The organism is Pseudomonas sp. HR96 (genome assembly GCF_034059295.1).
Lineage (GTDB): Bacteria > Pseudomonadota > Gammaproteobacteria > Pseudomonadales > Pseudomonadaceae > Aquipseudomonas.
In genome coordinates, this window is the sequence record NZ_CP139141.1 from 4,939,842 (window position 1) to 4,959,624 (window position 19,783).

The window sequence follows — 19,783 nt, forward strand, 5'->3', positions numbered from 1 at the left end:
CGTAGCGGCCATCCCCTCCCTCCAAGGAATTTCCGATGTCTGAGCAAACCCTGCTGAAAACCCCCTTGCACGCCCTGCACCTGGAGCTGGGCGCGCGCATGGTGCCCTTCGCCGGCTACGACATGCCGGTGCAGTACCCGCTCGGTGTGCTCAAGGAGCACCAGCACACCCGCGACCAGGCCGGCCTGTTCGACGTCTCGCACATGGGGCAGATCCTGCTGCGCGGCGGCGACGCCGCTGCCGCCCTGGAAACCCTGGTGCCGGTGGACATCCTCGACCTGCCGGCAGGCCTGCAGCGCTACGCCATGTTCACCAACGAGCAGGGCGGCATTCTGGACGACCTGATGGTCGCCCGGCTGGCCGAAGACACCCTGCTGCTGGTGGTCAACGCGGCCTGCAAGGAACAGGACCTGGCCCATCTGCGCCAGCATCTGGCCGGCCGCTGCAGCATCGAGCCGCTGTTCACGGAGCGCGCCTTGCTGGCGCTGCAGGGTCCGGCCGCGGTGACGGTACTGTCACGACTGGCACCCCAGGTGGCGAACATGACCTTCATGCAGTTCGCCAGCGTCGAACTGCTCGGCGTCCCCTGCTTTGTCAGCCGCTCGGGTTACACCGGTGAAGACGGCTACGAAATCTCGGTGCCCGCCGCCGACGCCGAGGCGCTGGCCCGGCGCCTGCTGGCGGAACCGGAAGTTGCCGCCATCGGCCTCGGCGCACGGGACTCGCTGCGCCTGGAAGCCGGCCTGTGCCTCTATGGCCACGACATGAACGAACAGCTGACACCGGTCGAGGCCAGCCTGCTCTGGGCCATCTCCAAGGTGCGCCGCAGCGACGGCGCGCGGGCCGGCGGTTTTCCCGGCAGCGCAGTGATCTTCGCCCAGCAGGCCGGCGGCGTGCCGCGCAAGCGGGTCGGGCTGCTGGCGCAGGAACGCACACCGGTGCGTGAAGGCGCCGAGCTGGTCGATGCCGCCGGAGAGGTGGTCGGCAGCGTCTGCAGCGGCGGCTTCGGGCCGACCCTCGGCGCGCCTTTGGCCATGGGCTATGTCGACAGCGCCCATGCCGCACTGGAAACGCCGCTGTGGGCGCTGGTACGCGGCAAACGCGTGGCCATGAAGGTCAGCCGCATGCCGTTCGTCCCGCAGCGCTACTATCGCGGTTGAAGCAACGAAGTACCGGGGCAGACCTGAGCAACACTTTGACTCAAAAAAATGACGCTTTATGGCGCCTGGGTCGAGGTCCCGGCACTGATGTTGTGCAATGAAATTGACATGCCGCCAGTGCCGATAAAAAGGCGTCTAAAAGCCGTCAAAAAGTACTAAAAGCGGTGTTCTTCGGGGCTTGTTTTTGCTGACGAAGTTGGCGTAGAGTTTCCCCACTGTGTTTGCAAGGGTCGCGAGGATGGTGACCTGGGCAGTAGCTCTAAGCTTTGCTACAACCCGTTCGACGTCTGCTGTTTTCCTGCAACTCAGCCCAGTACTCTTCCATGTGGAAGAAGCTGTTACTAATTTCAAGTTCCAAGGAAAATAGCTATGTCGACTCGTCAGAGCGGTACCGTCAAGTGGTTTAACGACGAAAAAGGTTTTGGTTTTATCACTCCAGAAAGCGGGCCGGATCTGTTCGTGCACTTCCGCGCTATTCAGGGTAATGGCTTCAAAAGCCTGAAAGAAGGCCAGAAGGTGACCTTCGTTGCTGTGCAGGGCCAGAAAGGCATGCAAGCGGACGAAGTACAAGCCGAAGCCTGATCGCCGACGCCACAAAAAAGCCCCTGCTGGTGACAGCAGGGGCTTTTTTGTGGGCCTGATTTGAGTCGGTGCAGCCCTGCCCCCTTGGGAGCAACGCTGCTCACGGCGGCGGTTGCGCCGTCAACCGGCCCGGCGCAACAACCAATACCCTGCTACGGCGCAGATCCCGGCCGGCACCACCACCGCCAGCAGCGGCGTAAAGCCGAACACCAGGCTGGCCGGGCCGAGCAGGTCCTGAACGATGCGGAACACGAAGCCCACCAGCACCCCGGTGAAGACCCGCTGGCCGAGGGTCACCGAGCGCAGCGGACCGAAGATGAACGAGATGGCCATCAACACCAAGGCAGCGGTGACCAGCGGCTGCAGGACCTTGGTCCAGAATGCCAGCCAGTATTTGCCGTTGTTGAGGTTCTGGTCGGCCAGGTAGTGAATGTAGCTCCACAGGCCGCTGATCGACAGCGCCTCCGGCGGCACCACCACGGTGTCGAGCAGCTGCGGCGTCAGGGTCACGTTCCAGGGCAGGGCCGCGCTGGTGACGATCTCGGTACTGTTCTCGTGAAACAGGGTGGTGGTGACGTCGTTGAGGGTCCAGTGGCCGTCCTTGTAGTGGGCGGTCTTGGCGAAGCCCGACTCCTGCAGGTGCCGCTGGTTGTCGAAGCGGTAACGGGTCACACCCAGCAGCAGGCCCTTGGGCTGCACGGCGTTGATGTGGATGTACTCGTCACCCTCGCGGTGCCACACGCCATGGCGGCCGGTTTGCGCGTCGCCCTGGCCCTGCAGGAACGAGCGCTGAGCCTGGGCCTGGTTTTCCAGCGGCGGCGCCACGTACTCGCCCACCAGCAGGCCGCAGACCATCAGCACCAGCATGGGCTTCATCACCGACCAGACGATGCGTCCGACCGACACGCCGGCGGCGCGCATGATGGTCAGCTCGCTGCTGCTGGCCAGGGTGCCGAGGCCAATCAGGCAGCCGATAAGCGCGGCCATCGGCAGCATGTCGTAGACCCGCCGCGGCGCGGTGAACAACACGAAGCTGGCGGCATCCAGGGCGCTATAGGTGGCGCTGACATCGCTCATCTCGTCGATGAAGGCAAACAACGAAGCCAGCCCGAGGATCACCCCGAGCACACCGAGGATGGCGGTCAGCACACTGCGGCCGATATAGCGGTCGAGCTTACGCATGGCGCAGCTCCCGTGCCGCGCGGCGACTCGCCCGCTTGAGGCGCATCGGCTCCCAGTACATCAACCCCAGGCCGATGACCAGGAAGATCGCATGCACCCACCACAGACCCAGTGACTGCGGCAGGCGACCCTTCTCCAGGGCGCCGCGGGCGGAAATCAGGATGGTCAGGTAGGCCATGTACAGCAGGATCGCCGGCAGAAGTTTGAGGAAGCGACCTTGGCGCGGGTTGGCGCGCGACAGCGGCACCGCGATCAGGGTCACCACGAAGACCAGCAACGGCAGCGAGATGCGCCATTGCAGCTCGGCCTTGTCGCCGCCCGGCTTGAGCAGCTCGCGGGTGGGAATGGCGTCGCGGTCGGTGACGTCGTCGCTGACGTCCGGTTTGGGCAGCAGCACGCCGTAGGTGTCGTACTTGATCGCCCGGTAGTCCGCTTCGCCGGGGTTGCCGTCGTAGCGATAGCCGTTTTTCAGGATCAGGAAGCGGCCGCCGTCGGGATGGGTCTCCTGATGGCCTTTCTCCGCCACCAGCACGGTGATGCCGCGGTCCTTGGACTGGTCCTGGGACAGGCGTTTCTCGGAGATGAACACGCTGCCCAGCTCCACACGGTCGTCGGACAGGGTGTCGGTGTAGGTCACCCGGCTGCCGTCGCGCAGCGACTGGAAGCGCCCGGGCACCAGGGTGTCGAATTCAGTGAGGGCGTCCTGCTGGTTGAGCACCTGGGCAAACAGCGCCGCGCCCTGGGGCGCCAGGCTGAACGACAGCCAGGCCACCAGCAGGGCGACCATGGTGGCCGGGATCAGGGTAATGCCGAGCAGGCGCTGCTGGCTCATGCCGGTCGCCGACAGCACGGTCATCTCGCTTTCGAGGTACAACCGGCCATAGCCGAGCAGGATGCCGAGGAACAGGCCCAGCGGCAGGATCAGGGTCAGGAAGCTGGGCATGCGATAGCCCATGATCATGAACAGCGCGCCCGGGTCCAGGGCGCCGGAAGCGGCCTGGGCCAGGTACTTGATGAAGCGGCCACTCATGATGATCACCAGCAGCACCGCACTGACGGCGCTCATGGTGAACAGGACTTCACGGGACAGATAACGAGAGACGATCAAACCAGACACTCCAGGTTGTCGGCCCGGCTGGCCCGACAAGCAAAACACGACAGACCCGCTATCGGGACGACCCGCAACGCAGAGCTCGCGAAAAAGTTGGCGCATTATCCTGTGATTGACCCTGCCTGTCACTTGGCAAGGGCACTGGCGTGGCGCATTCGCCGATCCAAGGGTTGTCAGCGCCGGCCAGCAAGGCTCAAACTGGGCGCTTTGGCGCAAGCACCGTTCTTGCCGCCGTAGTCGCCGGGCACCGCGCCGGCGAAACCGACCGTCAGCCAGGGGCCCGGATATGGAATTAGTTGTAAAAAGCGTCAATGCCGACACGTTGAAAACTGCCACGCTGGTCATCGCCGTGGGTGAAGACCAGCCGCTGGGCACCGTCGCCAGCAAGATCGACAGCCTCAGCAACGGCGCCATCAGTGCCGTGCTCAAGCGCGGCGACCTGCTCGGCAAGGCCGGCCAGACCCTGCTGCTGCACAACCTGCCCAACCTCAAGGCCGAGCGCGTGTTGCTGGTCGGCACCGGCAAGGACGGCGAACTGGGCGACCGCCCTTGGCGCAAGCTGGCCAGCGCCGTGTTCAACGTGCTCAAGGGCCTGGGCGGCGGCGACGCCGTGCTGGCCCTCGACGCGCTGGTGGTGAAGAACCGCGATACCTACGGCAAGACCCGCCTGCTGGCCGAAACCCTGCTGGACGGCGAATACGTGTTCGACCGCTTCAAGAGCAAGAAGGCCGAGCCGCGCGCCCTGAAGAAGATCACCCTGCTGACCACCAAGGCACTGCAGGCCGAAGTCGAGCGCGCCGTCAGCCACGCCTCGGCGATCGCCAGCGGCATGAGCTTCACCCGCGACCTGGGCAACCTGCCCCCCAACCTGTGCCACCCGACCTTCCTCGGCGAAGCGGCGAAGAGCCTGGCCAAGGCGCACAAGAACCTCAAGGTCGAAGTGCACGACGAGAAGAAGCTCAAGGAACTGGGCATGGGCTCGTTCCTCGCCGTGGCCCAGGGCAGCGAACAGCCTCCACGGCTGATCGTCGCCAACTACCAGGGCGGCAAGAAGGGCGAGCAGCCGTACGTGCTGGTCGGCAAGGGCATCACCTTCGACACCGGCGGCATCAGCATCAAGCCGGCGGCCAACATGGATGAAATGAAGTACGACATGTGCGGCGCCGCCAGCGTGTTCGGCACCCTGCGCGCCGTGCTCGAGCTGGAACTGCCGATCAACCTGGTGTGCATCCTCGCCTGCGCCGAGAACATGCCAAGCGGCCGCGCCACGCGCCCTGGCGACATCGTCGAGACCATGAGCGGGCAGACCGTCGAGATCCTCAACACCGACGCCGAGGGTCGCCTGGTGCTGTGCGACGCGCTGACCTACGCCGAGCGTTTCAAACCTCAGGCGGTGATCGACATTGCCACCCTGACCGGCGCCTGCGTGGTCGCTCTGGGCGGCCACACTTCAGGCCTGATGGGCAACAACGACGGCCTGATCGAGCAACTGCTCAGCGCCGGCAAGCAAGCCGACGACCGTTGCTGGCAGCTGCCGCTGTTCGACGAATACCAGGAGCAACTGGACAGCCCGTTCGCCGACATCGCCAACATCGGCGGGCCGAAAGGCGGCACCATCACCGCCGGCTGCTTCCTGTCGCGTTTCGCCAAGGCCTACCACTGGGCGCACCTGGACATCGCCGGTACCGCCTGGCTGAGCGGCGGCAAGGACAAGGGTGCCACTGGCCGCCCTGTGCCCCTGCTGACCCAGTACCTGCTGGACCGCGCCGGGGTCTGAGGACCGATCGGTCGCGCTTGCATCGCGGCCTTGGCGCGCGCCAAGGCCGCGATGCAAGCGACGCCATCTGCCAGACACACCGCACCCACGAGGCATCGATGCCCCAGATCGACTTCTATATTCTCCCCAGCCCCCTCCCCGCCGCTCGCCTGGACTTCGCCTGCAAGCTGGTGGAAAAAGCCTGGCGTCTGGGCCACAGCATTCACCTGCACTGCAGCGACGCCGCCCAGCGCGAGGCGCTCGACCAGCGCCTGTGGGCGTTCAAGGGCGAGAGCTTCGTGCCGCACAATATCGTCCAGGACGAAGCCAGCGCGCCTATCACCCTGGGCCTGGACGACTCGGCAGGCCAACACAGCGACCTGCTGGTCAACCTGGACCTGAAGGTGCCGGCCTTTTTCGAACGCTTCAGCCGCATCGCCGAAATCGTCGTCGAAGACCCGGCGATTCGTCAGGCCGCCCGGGAGAGTTTTCGTTTCTACCGCGAACGCGGCTATCCTTTGCAGGATCACCGCCTACAGCGACTTTGAGCCCACGCCGGACAAGAGCCCAAGATGGACAATTTCAAACCTCTGCCCAAGTCCGCGCACCTGCTGGACGACCTCGAGTCGATCCGCCAGCTGCTCGGCGACGAAACCCTGCAGCCGCCGCTGCTGACCGACTCGGTGCCCGACGAACGCGAGCAGATCCCCCTGCTGCTGGACGTCGAAGGCGAGACCGAAAGCCTGCAACAGGCGCCTTCGGCCGCCCAGGCGCCGCTGCCCAAACCTGTGGCGCAGCCCAGCCCCGAGCAGAACCGCCAGGACACCCTGCTACACCTGGACGCCGACCTGCGCAGCGCGGCGCAGCAGATCATGCAGGACGTCATCGACGACTTCGCCCCACACATCGAGACCGAGATCAAGCGGCGCCTGGAGGCGCGCCTCGAGCGTCTGTTGCAGCAATAGCCCTCAGTCTCGGCGGCCGATACCCGCCAGGGGCCCCAGCTCGCGCTCCAGCAGCGGGATCACCTCGCTGCCAAAGCGCTCCAGCGAGCGCCGCGCGCGGGTGATCGGCATATCGCCGAACTGAAAAAAGCCGTTGTAGTGGATCGGGTCCAGTTGGCGAATCTCCGCAACCATGCGCTCGGCAACGTAATGCGCATCGCCAATGATCAGATTGTCACGGAAGGTTTCCAGCGGCGGTTCGCCGTCGAACGCTGGCGCCTGCACCATCGATCCCTCCAGCAGCAGGTCGGGCGAGCGCAGGGCCGTGACCATGCGCCCGACATAGCGGGCCCGTTCGGCCGCCTCCAGCGCTTCGCTGCGGCTGTCGGTCACGTGAATGTACTGCTGTAGCGCGACCGGCATCTGCGCACCCTGCAACCCGGCGGCCAACCAACTCTCTCGCACCTTCTCGACCAAACCGGGCAATGCGCTGGAACCACGCCAGCCGGCCGTGACGAACGGAACGGCCTGCCAGCGCGCCAACTGGCGCAGGATCTGCGGGCTCGGCGAAGTGCAGAACAACGGCGGCAGCGGCTGCTGCACCGGGCGCACGGTGATGCAGGTGTCCGGCACCTGGATGAACTTGCCTTCGAACGCCACCCGTCCCTGGGTCAACGCCTGCTCGACCACCGCCCAGTACTCGAGAAACATCGCCGTCTTCTGCGCCACATCGGCGCCGTAGCGTTCGAACTCGTAGGCCTGGTAACCGGTGCCGACCCCGATCACCGCGCGGCCGTTGCTCTGCTGATCGAGCAGGGCGATCTCCTGGGCGACGCGCATGGGGTGATACAGCGGCAGCACCACCACACCGGCGCCCAGACGGATGCGCTCGGTCTTGCCCGCCATGAACGCGGCCATCATCAGCGGTGAGACGCTGATCGAGTAGTTGGTGAAATGGTGCTCGGCGAACCAGGCCACGTCGAAGCCGATGTCTTCGGCCAATCTGACCATGCTCACCGTGTCGTCGATCACCCCGGGCGTGCCGCGTGGATTGTCACGCAGCCCCATCAGGTTGAAGATTCCGAAATTCATCGCACTCACCGCCGCCAGAAAAAACCAGTCTGCGTGGCCGCCGGCGCGCCTGACAAACGATCAATCCTTGTGCGCGCATTAGCCCGGCTTGCCCCAGGCTTGCCTTAACCTGTGCTTATGCATGGATTAGAACGGCTCGCTTGCCGCCCGCAGCGGCGCCCGCTAGCGTTGCGCTCCTGACTCCCGGGAGCACGCCGCTGATGGTCAAGCTCGGACTGTTCAACCTGATGGGCCTGTACGACCGCAATACCTCGCCTGCCTCGGTGTTGCGCACCACCGTCGACATGGTTGGCATGGCCGAGGAGCTGGGCTTCGACATCGCCTGGTTCGCCGAGCATCACTTCACCAACCATTCCATCTGCCCGTCCGCACTGCTCATGGTCGCCCATTGTGCCCCCCTGACCACGCGAATCCGCCTGGGCCCAGGGGTGCTCGCCCTGCCCTTCTACCAGCCATTGCGAGTCGTGCAGGAACTGGCGTTCGCCGACCTGTTGAGCAGCGGCCGCTTGGTATTGGGCCTGGGCAGCGGCTACCAGCCATATGAGTTCGAGCGCTTTCAGGTGGCGCCCGCGCAGCGCTACGAGCGCATGCTCGAGGCCTGGTGCATCCTCGAGCAAGGCTTGACCACGGGCACCGTGGAGTTTCACGGCGAGCATTACCAGGTGCCGCATACCGAACTGTCGATGCGCCCATTTGGCCTGGCCATGCCCGAAGTGTTCGTCGCCAGCAGCCATCCACAGGTCGTGGCACGCATGGTGCAGGGCGGTCATACCCCGTTCATGAGTTTCGGCCATCGCGGGCTGGCGGCCGCCAGCCAGTTTCGGAAAGTGATTGCCCAGCGCTGGGCCGAAGCCGCAGGAGAAGTCGCCACCATGCCCCTGGCCGTGCAGCGCTACATCTTCATCACCGACTCGCCCCATGAGGCCAGCCATGCGGCCAGCTGCGTGCGCAACCTGGCCCGGGCCGCGCTACCGCTGTCGCGGGCACGACCGAGCATGGACGGGCCTTTCCTGCGGCTGATGCCGCTCAATGACGAACCGCCGCTGGACGACTTTCTGGACAATGCCATCATCGGCCCGGCGGACTATTGTGCCGAACGCCTGCATCACGAGCTGACCACCCTGGCGCCGAGTCACCTGTCCTGCTTCATGGGCTTCGCCGGCATCGGCCGGCGTGAGACGCTGTCGTCGCTGGAGCGTTTTGGCGCCGAGGTGATGCCCCAACTGAAGTCGCTGCTGCACCTTTGCGGGCCGCAGGCCGAGGCCGCCACCTGATGGCACGCATCAACCGACTGCCGCCCTTGAACCTGTTTCGAGTGTTCGATGCCGCCGCCCGCTGCGGCAGTTTCACCGACGCGGCCGCCGAGCTGTGCGTCACGCCCTCGGCGGTCAGCCAGCAGATCCGCCAGCTTGAAGACTTTCTCGAAGTGCGCCTGTTCCGCCGCCTGCCCCGGCGCATCGAGCTGACCCGCGAAGGCACCGCCCTGGCCGATGTCGCCCACGAGGCGCTGAGCATGCTCAGCCGGGTCTGCGAACGGGTCATCGACCCTGACGTGCCCAGCGTGCTTTGCGTCAATGCCGCGCCGGCCATCGCCAGCCGCTGGCTGGTGCCCAGGCTCAAGCGCTTCATGCAGCAGTACCCGAAAATCCGCATCACCCTGCTGGCGTCCTCCGACCCGGTCGATTTCGACCGCCAGGACATCGACGTCGCCATCCGCTGGGGCAACGGCCACTGGCCCGGCGTGCTGGCCACGCCGCTGGGCGCCGAACCGATCTTCCCGGTCTGCAGCCCCGACCTGCTGGAAGCCGAAGGCCCTATCGAGAGTCCCCACGCGCTGACCCGCCACACCTTGCTGCAGGTGGTCAACAGCGGCTACTGGAGCGAATGGTTCGAAGCAGCCGGTGCGCGCGGCATCAGCTTCGCCGACACGCTCTACTTCAACGAGCCGGGGCTGATGCTCGAAGCCGTAGCCCAGGGCCAAGGCATCGGCCTGGCCAGTTACCTGCTGGTGGAAAGCGACCTCAAGTCCGGACGTCTGGTGCGCCCGTTTGCCACCGAACTGCAGACTGAGGAGGGCTTCTACCTGTTGAGCAGCCCGGCGTTCGCCAATAAACCAGCCATCGCCGAGTTCCGCGAGTGGCTGATGGCCGAAGCGCTGCAGGCGATTGCGGCGCGTTAGGGGTATGGCCACATTGGACATTTCGCCGGCGCCCGAAGATCAAACCGGCCTTGCGGCCTCTCGGGGGCTCTGCCCCCTCCCACATCGCGCATGCAGGAGGGTGCTAAGCCCCCGAGCTTTGTTATACTTCCCGGCTTTCCCAAATTAATGCCTAAGGGTCCCCCCGCGCATGGACAAGACCTACCAGCCGCACGCCATCGAAACTTCCTGGTACCAGACCTGGGAGTCGGAAAACTACTTCGCGCCGCAAGGCTCGGGGGACTCCTACACCATCATGATCCCGCCGCCGAACGTCACCGGCAGCCTGCACATGGGCCATGGCTTCAACAACGCGATCATGGACGCCCTGATCCGTTTCCGCCGCATGCAGGGCCGTGACACCCTGTGGCAACCGGGCACCGACCACGCCGGCATCGCCACCCAGATGCTGGTCGAGCGTCAGCTCGAGGCTCAGGGCCAGAGCCGTCACGACCTGGGTCGTGAGGCCTTCCTGGAAAAAGTCTGGGAATGGAAAGGCCAGTCCGGCGGCAACATCAGCCGGCAGATTCGCCGCCTGGGTTCCTCGGTGGACTGGAGCCGCGAGCGCTTTACCATGGACGACGGCCTGTCCGAGGCGGTCAAGGAAGCTTTCGTGCGCCTGCACGAAGACGGCCTGATCTACCGCGGCAAGCGCCTGGTGAACTGGGACACCAAGCTGCACACGGCGATCTCCGACCTCGAAGTGGAAAACCACGACGAAAAAGGCTTCCTGTGGAACCTCAAGTACCCGCTGGCCGACGGCGTGACCACCGCCGAGGGCAAGAATTACCTGATCGTCGCCACCACTCGCCCTGAAACCATGCTCGGCGACGCTGCCGTGGCGGTGAACCCCAATGACGAGCGCTACCAGGCACTGATCGGCCGGTTCGTCGAACTGCCGCTGGTGGGCCGGCGCATCCCGATCATCGGCGACGACTACTGCGACCCCGAGTTCGGCACCGGCTGCGTGAAGATCACCCCGGCCCACGATTTCAACGACTATGAAGTCGCCAAGCGCCACAACTTGCCGCTGCTGAACATCTTCGACAAGAACGCCGCCGTACTGCCGGCCTGCCAGGTGTTCAACCTGGACGGCAAGCTCAACGAAAGCATCGTCGGCGACATCCCCGCCGCATACGTCGGCCTCGACCGTTTCGAGGCGCGCAAGCAGATTGTCGCCGCCTTCGACGCCGCCGGCCTGCTGGTCAGCGTCGACGATCATGGCCTGAAAGTGCCGAAGGGCGACCGCTCCGGCACCGTCATCGAGCCGTGGCTGACCGACCAGTGGTACGTGTCGACCAAGCCTTTGGCCGAGCCTGCGATCGCCGCCGTGGAAGACGGCCGCATCCAGTTCGTGCCCAAGCAGTACGAGAACATGTACTTCTCCTGGATGCGCGACATCCAGGACTGGTGCATCAGCCGCCAGCTGTGGTGGGGCCACCGCATTCCGGCCTGGTACGACGAGAGCGGCAAGGTCTATGTCGGCCGCAGCGAAGCCGAAGTGCGCAGCAAGCACGGCCTGGCCGCGGACGTCACGCTCAACCAGGACAACGACGTACTCGACACCTGGTTCAGCTCGGGCCTGTGGACCTTCTCCACTTTGGGCTGGCCGGAGCAGACCGAATTCCTGAAGAAATTCCACTCCACCGACGTGCTGGTCACCGGCTTCGACATCATTTTCTTCTGGGTCGCCCGGATGATCATGCTGACCATGCACCTGGTCAAGAACGCCGACGGCACCCCGCAGGTCCCGTTCAAGACCGTGTACGTGCACGGCCTGGTGCGTGATGGCCAGGGTCAGAAGATGTCCAAGTCCAAGGGCAACGTACTCGACCCGCTGGACATCATCGACGGCATCGAGCTCGAAGCACTGGTGGCCAAGCGCACCTCGGGCCTGATGCAGCCGAAACTGGCGAAGAAGATCGAGAAGCAGACCCGCGACGAGTTCGAAGGCGGCATCGCCAGCTACGGCACCGACGCCCTGCGCTTCACCTTCTGCTCGCTGGCGTCCACCGGCCGCGACATCAAGTTCGACATGGGCCGCGTCGAAGGCTATCGCAATTTCTGCAACAAGATCTGGAACGCGGCGCGCTACGTGCTCGACAAGGGCGAGGACTGCGGCCAGAACGGCGAGGCCTATGAACTGTCGCTGGCCGACCGCTGGATCATCTCGCAGCTACAGCGCACCGAAGCCGAAGTCACCCGCCAGCTCGACCAGTTCCGCTTCGACCTGGCCGCCCAGGCGCTCTACGAGTTCATCTGGAACCAGTACTGCGACTGGTACCTGGAGCTGTCCAAGCCGGTCCTCTGGGACGAGAACGCCCCGGTCGAGCGCCAGCGCGGCACCCGCCGCACCCTGGTGCGCGTGCTGGAAGTGGCGCTGCGCCTGGCACACCCGTTCATGCCATTCATCACCGAGGAAATCTGGCAGCGCCTGGCCCCGCTGGCCGGTGCCCAAGGCAAGACGATCATGCTGCAGCCCTGGCCGGTGGCCAATGAAAGCCGCATCGACGTCGCCGCCGAAGACGACATCGAATGGCTCAAGGGCCTGATGCTCGGCACGCGCAACATCCGTGGCGAAATGAATATCGGCCCGGGCAAGCCCTTGCAGATCTTCGTGCGCAACGCCAGCAGCGAAGACCAGCGCCGTCTGCTGGAAAACGAAGCCTTGCTCAAGAAGCTGGCCAAGCTCGAATCCATCACCGTGCTGGCGACGGGCGCCGAGGCGCCGCTGAGCGCCACCGCGCTGGTGGGCGAGATGGAAGTGCTGGTGCCGATGGCCGGGCTGATCGACAAGGCCGCCGAACTGGCGCGCCTGGACAAGGAAATCCTGCGCTTGCAGGGTGAAGTCCAGCGCGTCGGCGGCAAGCTGTCCAACGCCGCGTTCGTCGACAAGGCGCCGCCTGCGGTGATCGACAAGGAGCGCGCCAAGCTGGCCGAGTCCGAGCAAGCGCTGGCCAAGCTGGCTGAACAGCACGCGCGGATCGCCAGCCTGTAACCCCGCGCTGCACCGCCTACCTGCACGGCCGAGCTTGCTCGGCCGTGCAGGACCGGGCTCCCAGGACATCCCCATGACCACCCCGAACAAACCCACCTTGCACCCGCGCAACCGCCATCAGGGCCGTTACGACTTCCCGCAGTTGATCAAGAGCAGCCCGGAGCTGGCCCAGTTCGTCATCCTCAACCCCTACGGCAAGCAGAGCATCGACTTCGCCAACCCGGACGCGGTCAAGGTGTTCAACCGCGCGCTGCTCAAGGCGCTGTACGGCATTGCCCACTGGGACATTCCGCCAGGCTACCTGTGCCCACCGATCCCTGGCCGCGCCGACTATGTCCACGCCCTGGCCGACCTGCTGGCCGAGGACAATGGCGGCGAAATCCCGCGCGGCGCTGGCGTGCGGGTGCTGGACATCGGCACCGGCGCCAACTGCATCTACCCCTTGCTGGGGCACAGCGATTACCGCTGGCAGTTCGTCGGCTCGGACATCGACCCGGTGGCGCTGGCTTCGGCCAAGGCCATCGTCCAGGCCAACGGCCTGGCCAAGGCCATCAGCCTGCGCCAGCAGAGCAACCCCAGGCACATCCTCCAGGGCCTGCTGCAGGCCGACGAGCGCTTTGACCTGACGCTGTGCAATCCGCCCTTCCATGCCTCCCTGGAGGACGCCACCCGGGGCAGCTCGCGCAAGTGGCGGGCACTTGGCAAGGCCGACCCCAAGCGCAAGCTGCCGGTGCTCAACTTCGGGGGGCAGAACAACGAGCTGTGGTGCGAAGGGGGCGAGATCCGTTTCGTCACCCAACTGATCGCCGAGAGCGCGCCGGTGGCCCGGCAGGTCGGCTGGTTCAGCACTCTGGTGTCCAAGGCGTCGAACCTGCCCGGTATCGAGGCGGCCCTGCGCAAGGCCGGGGTCAGGCAGCACCGGGTGGTGGAGATGGGCCAGGGACAGAAGATCAGCCGCTTCGTCGCCTGGCGCTTCTGACCGGCATAAAAAAACCGCGCCAGGCGCGGTTTTTTTTGCGAACAGTAATGCTTACTTGTTCACAGCGTCGGTCAGCACTTTGGCCGGTACGAACTTGACGACTTTCTTGGCGGCGATTTCGATCGCGGCGCCAGTCGACGGGTTGCGGCCAGTGCGTGCTGGGCGCTCGGTGATCTTCAGCTTGCCGATGCCTGGCAGGGTGATTTCGTTGCCATTTTCCAACTGATCAGCAACGATCTGGCCGAGCTGCTCGAGAGCGTTACGCGCGGTGTTTTTTGGCGCGTCGATAGCTTCGGCGATGTCGGCGATCAGTTGGTCTTTGGTTAATGCCATGGTGGTGTTCCTTCCCTATCAAATTCATTTGGATGCAATGTGCAGTGTCGGTCTATGGCCAGACCCGCAGGATCGGGGCGTAGGACCACGGATGCGGGAATCGCATCTGTAGATGCGCAAATCGGCCTTTGGTTCGACTCGACCGCCGCACACGGCGGGCTTCACGCGGCTCTAACGCGCAAGACCGGGCAAAACTAGCACACAGACAGATAAATATCCGCCACTACCTGGGCATTTATTGCCGTTTCTCCCGCATTTGTTTGAAATTTGAGCAAAAGGCTTGTTTTGCCAAGAGAAAATCCCCCGCCCAGGCGCTGCAAAGCCCAGTTGCGTTACACTTGGCGCCTTTGCCGACCGCACCGAGAAGCCCATGCCGATCCGTCACAGCATCGTCCATTTGATCGACAAGAAACCCGATGGCAGCCCTGCCGTGCTGCACGCGCGCGACTCGGAACTGGGTGAGTCGCCCGCCATCGAAAACCTCCTGGCCGACCTCAACGACAGCTATAACGCCAAGCAGGGCAAGGCCTGGGGGCTGTTCCACGGCGAGTCCGGCGCCTATCCGTTCAGCGGCTGGCTGCGCCAGTACCTGGACGCCGAGCTGGACTTTACCGCCTTCAGCCGCCAGGCCGTCGAGCACCTGCAGAAACTCATGGAGGAGTCCAACCTCTCCACCGGTGGCCACGTGCTGTTCGCCCACTACCAGCAAGGCATGACCGACTACCTGGCCATTGCCCTGCTGCACCATAGCGAAGGCGTGGCAGTAAACGCCGAGCTCGACGTGACGCCCTCGCGCCACCTCGACCTGAGCCAGTTGCACCTGGCGGCGCGCATCAACATTTCCGAGTGGAAGAACAACAAGCAGTCCAAGCAGTACATCTCGTTCATCAAGGGCAAGAACGGCAAGAAGGTCTCGGAGTACTTCCGCGACTTCATCGGCTGCCAGGAAGGCGTCGATGGGCCTGGCGAGACACGCACCCTGCTCAAGGCCTTCAGCGACTTCGTCGAGAGCGAGGACCTGCCCGAGGAGTCGGCCCGCGAGAAGACCCAGACCCTGGTCGACTACGCCAGCAGCCAGTCGAAGATGGGCGAACCAATGGCCCTCGAAGAGCTCTCCGGGCTGATCGACGAGGAGCGCCCGCGCGCCTTCTACGACCACATCCGCAACAAGGACTACGGCCTGTCGCCGGAGATTCCGGCGGACAAGCGCACGCTCAATCAATTCCGCCGTTTCACCGGACGCGCCGAGGGTTTGTCGATCAGCTTCGAGGCCCATCTGCTGGGCTCCAAGATCGAGTACGACGAGGAAAATGGCACGCTTATCATCAAGGGCCTGCCTACCCAGCTGACCGACCAGCTCAAACGCCGCTAAAGGCGCCTCAATGTGGCAGAGGCAGCCTGTGGGAGGGATGAAGCCCCGAGAGGCCGCCAGGCCGGTTTGCTCCTGGAAAGATCAACCGCTCGCGGGCTTTGCCCGCGCCCACAGGCCCCTCTCCAGGCTCATGACGCCAAGCTCAGCATTCTCGCCCGGTAAGCCACCGCCATCGCCCGCACCTGTGGCTGCGCGGCCTGCTCCAGCACCTGCACACTCACCCGCAGAAAATTCAGGTTGCCGCCCTCCAGCGCCAACTGCAGCCAATGCAGCGCCGCCGCCACCTCACCCTGCTCGGCAAGCACGGCGGCATGGCTGAACTGCCCGCGAAAATCCCCGGCCTCGGCCGAGCGCTGGTACCACTGCCGGGCCTGCTCGACATCCGCCGCGCAGGCCAGCCCCTGCTCCAGATAGCGCCCCAGCAGATTCATCGACTTGGCGTGCCCCAGCTGCGCCGCGCGCCGGTACCAGCTCAGGGCCAGGGCCTGGTCGGTGGCCACGCCGCGCCCGGTGGCGAGCAGGTTGGCATAGTTGTACATGGCCCAGTCCAGCCCCGCTTCGGCCGCCAGCCGATAGTGGCCCGCCGCCGCGCTGGCGTCGGCCACACAGCCCCAGCCGTGCTCGTGACAACGGCCGAGCATGTTGCGCGCCATCAGGTGGCCGCGGTGCGCGGCGATGGCGAACCACTTGACCGCCAGCGGCGCGTCCTGGGCGATGCCCTGGCCATCGAGCAGCAGCTGCCCGAGCAGCGCCTGGGCCTGCAGCACCCCGGCGCGGGCACCGGCGACGATCGCCTGGGCCGGGCGCTCCTGCAGCAGCGCATGCCAGCCGGCGTCGTCCAGTTCGCGGGGGTTGCGCAGGCGAAAGTCGGCTTCGCAGATCCGCATCTCAGACCTCGACCCAGCGCCGCAGCAGGTTGTGATAGGTGCCCGTCAGTTGCACCAGGGCCGGGTGATCCGGCATGTCGGCGGTCAGCTGGCGAATGGCCGTGTCCATCTCGTAGAGGATGGTCCGCTGGCTGTCCTCACGCACCAGGCTCTGGGTCCAGAAAAACGCCGCATAGCGAGTGCCGCGGCTCACCGCATTGACCTTGTGCAGGCTGGTGCCGGGGTACAGCAGCAGGTCGCCGGCGGCCAGCTTGACCTCGCGCAGGCCGAAGGTGTCCTGGATGACCAACTCGCCCCCGTCGTAGCTCTCGGGGTCGCTGAGAAACAGCGTCGACGACAGGTCGGTGCGCACCCGCTCCACCGAGCCGCGCGGCTGGCGCACGGCGTTGTCGACATGAAAGTCGAAATGGCCGCCAGCGGTGTAGCAGTTGAGCAACGGCGGGAACACCTTGTTCGGTAACGCTGCCGACATGAAGTCGGGGTTGGCCCACAAACGCTCGATCAAGGCCGCCCCGACTTCCTTGCCCAAGGGGTGGCCATCGGGCAGTTGCAGGTTGTGCTTGGCCTTGGCCGACTGGTAGCCGGCGGTGATCTTGCCGTCAGCCCAGTCGGCCTGCTCCAGAGCCTGGCGAATGCGCTGCACCTCGTCGGCCGTGAACACACCGGGGATATGTAGAAGCATGAGGGCAACACCTGAAAACATGGACCGCCAATGGTATTGATTCTTATTGACGAAAAACAGGGGCAAACCCGGCCATAGCAGACAAATGTAGAAATTCTGTCAATCGAATGTGTAAAGAATGTAAATTCTTCTCGAATAGCAATGCCTCTCAATTGTACTTAAATCGCATTGACCCTATATTCCGCCCCCTTCAAACCTTGGGGAAGGTCAATCGACATGTCGCAACACCAAAAAAACAACGCGGTCAGCGCACCACGCCTGCTCGCCTCCGCCATCGGCATGGCCTTGAGCGCCGCCTCGGCCACCCAGGTGGCCCAGGCCGCCGAAAGCACCGATGCTGCGGCCAGCAACGACTCGCTGAAGCTGGGCGCCACCAACATCAACAGCGATGCGGTGGATGAAGGCTCCTACCAGACCGAGAAATCCGCATCGGTCAAGCTCACCGCGCCGCTGGTGGACACGCCACGCTCGGTCACGGTGATCCCCCAGCAAGTGCTCAAGGACACTGCCTCGCTGAACCTGCAGGATGCCCTGCGCACCGTGCCGGGCATCACCTTTGGCGCCGGTGAAGGCGGCAACCCGCAGGGCGACCGGCCGATCATCCGCGGCTTCGACGCCCAGGGCGACACCTTCATCGACGGCGTGCGCGACACCGGCGCACAGAGCCGCGAGATCTTCGACATCGAGTCCATCGAAGTCAGCAAGGGCCCCAACTCCACCATCGGCGGCCGCGGTTCGGCCGGCGGCAGCCTCAACCTGATCAGCAAGCAGCCCAAGGACACCGACTTCCTCGACGGCGGTTTCACCTACGGCTCCGACCAGACCCGCCGCTACACCCTGGACGTGAACCGCAAGTTCACCGACACCGCAGCGTTCCGTCTGAACCTGATGAACCATTCGCAGAACGTCTCCGGGCGCGACGACGTCAACTACGACCGCTGGGGCGTGGCCCCGTCGCTGACCTTCGGCATGGGCACCGCCAACCGCCTGAACTTCAGCTTCTACCACATGCAGAGCGACGACCTGCCGGACTCGGGCATTCCCTACGGCTACAGCTCGCCGACCGCCACCGCCCACGTGCATGACAAACCTGATGACGGCGGCGACCGCAACAACTTCTACGGCATCAAGGGCCGGGACTTCCGCAAGACGCGCACCGACATCGGCACCATCAGCTTCGAACACGACTTCAACGACGACATGACGCTGAAGAACACCTTCCGTCACGGCAACTCGGGCCAGGACTACATCCTCACCCAGCCGGACGACAGCCAGCGCAACGTCAACCGCTACGGCACGGTGTGGCGCCGGGCCAACACCCTGGTGTCGAACACCGAGACCACCACCAACCAGACCGACCTGTTCGGCAACTTCCACTTGCTGGGCCTGAAGAACAGCTACTCCACCGGGGTCGAACTGACCCGCGAAGTCAGCCGCTCCAGCAGCTACAGCTACAGCACCAGCGCCCTGAACAACTGCTCGCCGACCGGCAGTGGCAATACCGTCAGCGGCAACTGCACCTCGCTGAGCAACCCGAACCCGGAAGACACCTACGGCGGCACCATCGCCCGCAACTACGCGACCACCCAGACCGACGCCAACACCCGCTCGATCTACGCGTTCGATACCATCGAGCTGACCCCGGCGTGGTTGCTCAACCTGGGCAGCCGCTACGACAGCTTCGATACCACCGCCAACTCGCCGACCGTGCACGCCAGCAGCGAGAACAACTTCTGGAACTGGCAGGCCGGCCTGACCTGGAAACCGGCGCAGAACGGCAGCGTCTATGCCTCTTTCGCCACCTCGGCGACCCCGGCCGGCGGCCTGGTCGGCCAGGGTTCGGACGGCAACCCGCTGACCGCCGGCACCGCCACCAGCGACCTGGAACCGGAAACCACCAAGAACTACGAAGTGGGCACCAAGTGGGACGTGTTCAATGAGCGCGTGTCGCTGACCGCCGCCGTGTTCCGCACCGAGAAGACCAACACCCGCGTGCTGGTCAGCACCGGCCTGTACGAGAACGCCGGTGAATCGCGCGTCGACGGCGTCGAGCTGTCAGCCAGCGGCAAGATCACCGACAAGTGGCAAGTGTTCGCCGGCTACAGCTACCTGGACAGCGAACTGGTCAACCCGGGCCAGGTCGGGCGCAATGGCACCGTGACGGCTGGCGCCGTGTCCCAGGCGGGCAACGAAATGCCCAACGTGCCGAAGAACAGCGCCACCCTGTGGACAACCTACGAACTGGCACCGAAGTTCACCGTCGGTGGCGGCGCGTTCTATGTCGACAAGGTCTGGGGCGACACCGCCAACACCGTCTATGTACCGTCCTACACCCGTTACGACGCCATGGCTTCGTACAAGCTGAACAAGCACATCGACTTCCAGGTGAACGTGCAGAACCTCACCGACAAGGTCTACTACGACAAGGCCTACGCTGCCCACTTCGCCAACGAAGCGGCGGGTCGCACCGTGCTGTTCTCGACCAACTTCCACTACTGATCGTAGCGG

The 19,783-nt window shown here is 64.7% G+C and carries 17 protein-coding genes; 11 read left to right on the forward strand and 6 right to left on the reverse strand.

What is annotated here, in order from left to right; translation table 11 throughout:
- Positions 1-35 precede the first annotated feature (35 nt).
- Positions 36-1,160 carry a glycine cleavage system aminomethyltransferase GcvT gene (gene gcvT, locus SFA35_RS22140; protein ID WP_320572687.1) on the forward strand — a complete coding sequence of 375 codons (1,125 nt, stop codon included), beginning with the start codon at positions 36-38 and terminating at the stop codon, positions 1,158-1,160.
- A 369-nt stretch (positions 1,161-1,529) separates the two neighbouring features.
- Positions 1,530-1,742 carry a cold-shock protein gene (locus SFA35_RS22145; protein ID WP_003227496.1) on the forward strand — a complete coding sequence of 71 codons (213 nt, stop codon included), beginning with the start codon at positions 1,530-1,532 and terminating at the stop codon, positions 1,740-1,742.
- 120 nt (positions 1,743-1,862) lie between these two features.
- Here SFA35_RS22145 and lptG read toward each other — a convergent pair whose 3' ends face one another.
- A complete protein-coding gene (gene lptG, locus SFA35_RS22150) occupies positions 1,863-2,924 on the reverse strand; it encodes an LPS export ABC transporter permease LptG (RefSeq protein WP_320572715.1) in 1,062 nt (353 codons plus the stop codon).
- Positions 2,917-4,032 carry an LPS export ABC transporter permease LptF gene (gene lptF, locus SFA35_RS22155; RefSeq protein WP_320572718.1) on the reverse strand — a complete coding sequence of 372 codons (1,116 nt, stop codon included), beginning with the start codon at positions 4,030-4,032 and terminating at the stop codon, positions 2,917-2,919. Before lptF ends, lptG begins: the two co-directional genes overlap by 8 nt.
- Positions 4,033-4,321: 289 nt before the next feature.
- On the opposite strand from lptF, the gene SFA35_RS22160 reads away from it, so the two are divergent.
- From SFA35_RS22160 to SFA35_RS22170, 3 genes are all read left to right on the forward strand, one after another.
- A complete protein-coding gene (locus tag SFA35_RS22160; RefSeq protein ID WP_320572719.1) occupies positions 4,322-5,812 on the forward strand; it encodes a leucyl aminopeptidase in 1,491 nt (496 codons plus the stop codon).
- Between the two features lie 98 nt (positions 5,813-5,910).
- On the forward strand, positions 5,911-6,339 hold the full coding sequence (locus tag SFA35_RS22165; RefSeq protein ID WP_320572721.1) for a DNA polymerase III subunit chi: 429 nt from the start codon (positions 5,911-5,913) through the stop codon (positions 6,337-6,339).
- A gap of 24 nt (positions 6,340-6,363) precedes the next feature.
- Complete coding sequence (locus SFA35_RS22170; protein ID WP_320572723.1) at positions 6,364-6,756, forward strand: DNA polymerase III subunit chi; 393 nt, start codon at positions 6,364-6,366, stop codon at positions 6,754-6,756.
- Between the two features lie 3 nt (positions 6,757-6,759).
- On the opposite strand, the gene SFA35_RS22175 is transcribed toward SFA35_RS22170, so the two are convergent.
- Positions 6,760-7,827 carry an LLM class flavin-dependent oxidoreductase gene (locus tag SFA35_RS22175; protein WP_320572725.1) on the reverse strand — a complete coding sequence of 356 codons (1,068 nt, stop codon included), beginning with the start codon at positions 7,825-7,827 and terminating at the stop codon, positions 6,760-6,762.
- Between the two features lie 200 nt (positions 7,828-8,027).
- On the opposite strand from SFA35_RS22175, the gene SFA35_RS22180 reads away from it, so the two are divergent.
- From SFA35_RS22180 to rlmF, 4 genes are all read left to right on the forward strand, one after another.
- Positions 8,028-9,101: an LLM class flavin-dependent oxidoreductase gene (locus SFA35_RS22180; protein WP_320572727.1), complete on the forward strand. Its 1,074-nt coding sequence runs from the start codon at positions 8,028-8,030 to the stop codon at positions 9,099-9,101.
- The gene (gcvA, locus tag SFA35_RS22185; RefSeq protein WP_320572729.1) at positions 9,101-10,006 is read left to right on the forward strand and encodes a transcriptional regulator GcvA; all 906 of its coding nucleotides are present in this window, start codon (positions 9,101-9,103) and stop codon (positions 10,004-10,006) included. Before SFA35_RS22180 ends, gcvA begins: the two co-directional genes overlap by 1 nt.
- Before the next feature lie 169 nt (positions 10,007-10,175).
- On the forward strand, positions 10,176-13,022 hold the full coding sequence (locus tag SFA35_RS22190; protein ID WP_320572731.1) for a valine--tRNA ligase: 2,847 nt from the start codon (positions 10,176-10,178) through the stop codon (positions 13,020-13,022).
- A 73-nt stretch (positions 13,023-13,095) separates the two neighbouring features.
- Positions 13,096-14,001: a 23S rRNA (adenine(1618)-N(6))-methyltransferase RlmF gene (gene rlmF / locus SFA35_RS22195; protein ID WP_320572733.1), complete on the forward strand. Its 906-nt coding sequence runs from the start codon at positions 13,096-13,098 to the stop codon at positions 13,999-14,001.
- A gap of 51 nt (positions 14,002-14,052) precedes the next feature.
- On the opposite strand, the gene SFA35_RS22200 is transcribed toward rlmF, so the two are convergent.
- A complete protein-coding gene (locus SFA35_RS22200; protein ID WP_320572735.1) occupies positions 14,053-14,334 on the reverse strand; it encodes an HU family DNA-binding protein in 282 nt (93 codons plus the stop codon).
- Positions 14,335-14,704: 370 nt separating this feature from the next.
- On the opposite strand from SFA35_RS22200, the gene yejK reads away from it, so the two are divergent.
- Positions 14,705-15,706 (forward strand): nucleoid-associated protein YejK, encoded by a 1,002-nt coding sequence (yejK, locus tag SFA35_RS22205; RefSeq protein WP_320572738.1) that lies wholly within the window; start codon positions 14,705-14,707, stop codon positions 15,704-15,706.
- Positions 15,707-15,834: 128 nt separating this feature from the next.
- Here yejK and SFA35_RS22210 read toward each other — a convergent pair whose 3' ends face one another.
- Positions 15,835-16,593 (reverse strand): tetratricopeptide repeat protein, encoded by a 759-nt coding sequence (locus SFA35_RS22210; RefSeq protein ID WP_320572739.1) that lies wholly within the window; start codon positions 16,591-16,593, stop codon positions 15,835-15,837.
- A 1-nt stretch (position 16,594) separates the two neighbouring features.
- On the reverse strand, positions 16,595-17,275 hold the full coding sequence (locus SFA35_RS22215; RefSeq protein ID WP_320572741.1) for a Fe2+-dependent dioxygenase: 681 nt from the start codon (positions 17,273-17,275) through the stop codon (positions 16,595-16,597).
- 216 nt (positions 17,276-17,491) lie between these two features.
- Between SFA35_RS22215 and SFA35_RS22220 the strand changes: the two genes are divergently transcribed.
- The gene (locus tag SFA35_RS22220; RefSeq protein ID WP_320572743.1) at positions 17,492-19,774 is read left to right on the forward strand and encodes a TonB-dependent siderophore receptor; all 2,283 of its coding nucleotides are present in this window, start codon (positions 17,492-17,494) and stop codon (positions 19,772-19,774) included.
- Positions 19,775-19,783: the final 9 nt, after the last annotated feature.

Excerpts from the sequence above, each read along its gene's own strand:
- SFA35_RS22200 (WP_320572735.1), bottom strand. The coding sequence starts at position 14,334 with ATGGCATTAACCAAAGACCAACTGATCGCCGACATCGCCGAAGCTATC.
- lptG (WP_320572715.1), bottom strand. The coding sequence starts at position 2,924 with ATGCGTAAGCTCGACCGCTATATCGGCCGCAGTGTGCTGACCGCCATC.
- yejK (WP_320572738.1), top strand. The coding sequence starts at position 14,705 with ATGCCGATCCGTCACAGCATCGTCCATTTGATCGACAAGAAACCCGAT.
- gcvT (WP_320572687.1), top strand. The coding sequence starts at position 36 with ATGTCTGAGCAAACCCTGCTGAAAACCCCCTTGCACGCCCTGCACCTG.
- SFA35_RS22175 (WP_320572725.1), bottom strand. The coding sequence starts at position 7,827 with ATGAATTTCGGAATCTTCAACCTGATGGGGCTGCGTGACAATCCACGC.
- SFA35_RS22220 (WP_320572743.1), top strand. The coding sequence starts at position 17,492 with ATGTCGCAACACCAAAAAAACAACGCGGTCAGCGCACCACGCCTGCTC.
- gcvA (WP_320572729.1), top strand. The coding sequence starts at position 9,101 with ATGGCACGCATCAACCGACTGCCGCCCTTGAACCTGTTTCGAGTGTTC.
- SFA35_RS22165 (WP_320572721.1), top strand. The coding sequence starts at position 5,911 with ATGCCCCAGATCGACTTCTATATTCTCCCCAGCCCCCTCCCCGCCGCT.
- SFA35_RS22210 (WP_320572739.1), bottom strand. The coding sequence starts at position 16,593 with ATGCGGATCTGCGAAGCCGACTTTCGCCTGCGCAACCCCCGCGAACTG.
- rlmF (WP_320572733.1), top strand. The coding sequence starts at position 13,096 with ATGACCACCCCGAACAAACCCACCTTGCACCCGCGCAACCGCCATCAG.
- SFA35_RS22160 (WP_320572719.1), top strand. The coding sequence starts at position 4,322 with ATGGAATTAGTTGTAAAAAGCGTCAATGCCGACACGTTGAAAACTGCC.
- SFA35_RS22215 (WP_320572741.1), bottom strand. The coding sequence starts at position 17,275 with ATGCTTCTACATATCCCCGGTGTGTTCACGGCCGACGAGGTGCAGCGC.
- SFA35_RS22180 (WP_320572727.1), top strand. The coding sequence starts at position 8,028 with ATGGTCAAGCTCGGACTGTTCAACCTGATGGGCCTGTACGACCGCAAT.
- SFA35_RS22170 (WP_320572723.1), top strand. The coding sequence starts at position 6,364 with ATGGACAATTTCAAACCTCTGCCCAAGTCCGCGCACCTGCTGGACGAC.
- SFA35_RS22145 (WP_003227496.1), top strand. The coding sequence starts at position 1,530 with ATGTCGACTCGTCAGAGCGGTACCGTCAAGTGGTTTAACGACGAAAAA.
- SFA35_RS22190 (WP_320572731.1), top strand. The coding sequence starts at position 10,176 with ATGGACAAGACCTACCAGCCGCACGCCATCGAAACTTCCTGGTACCAG.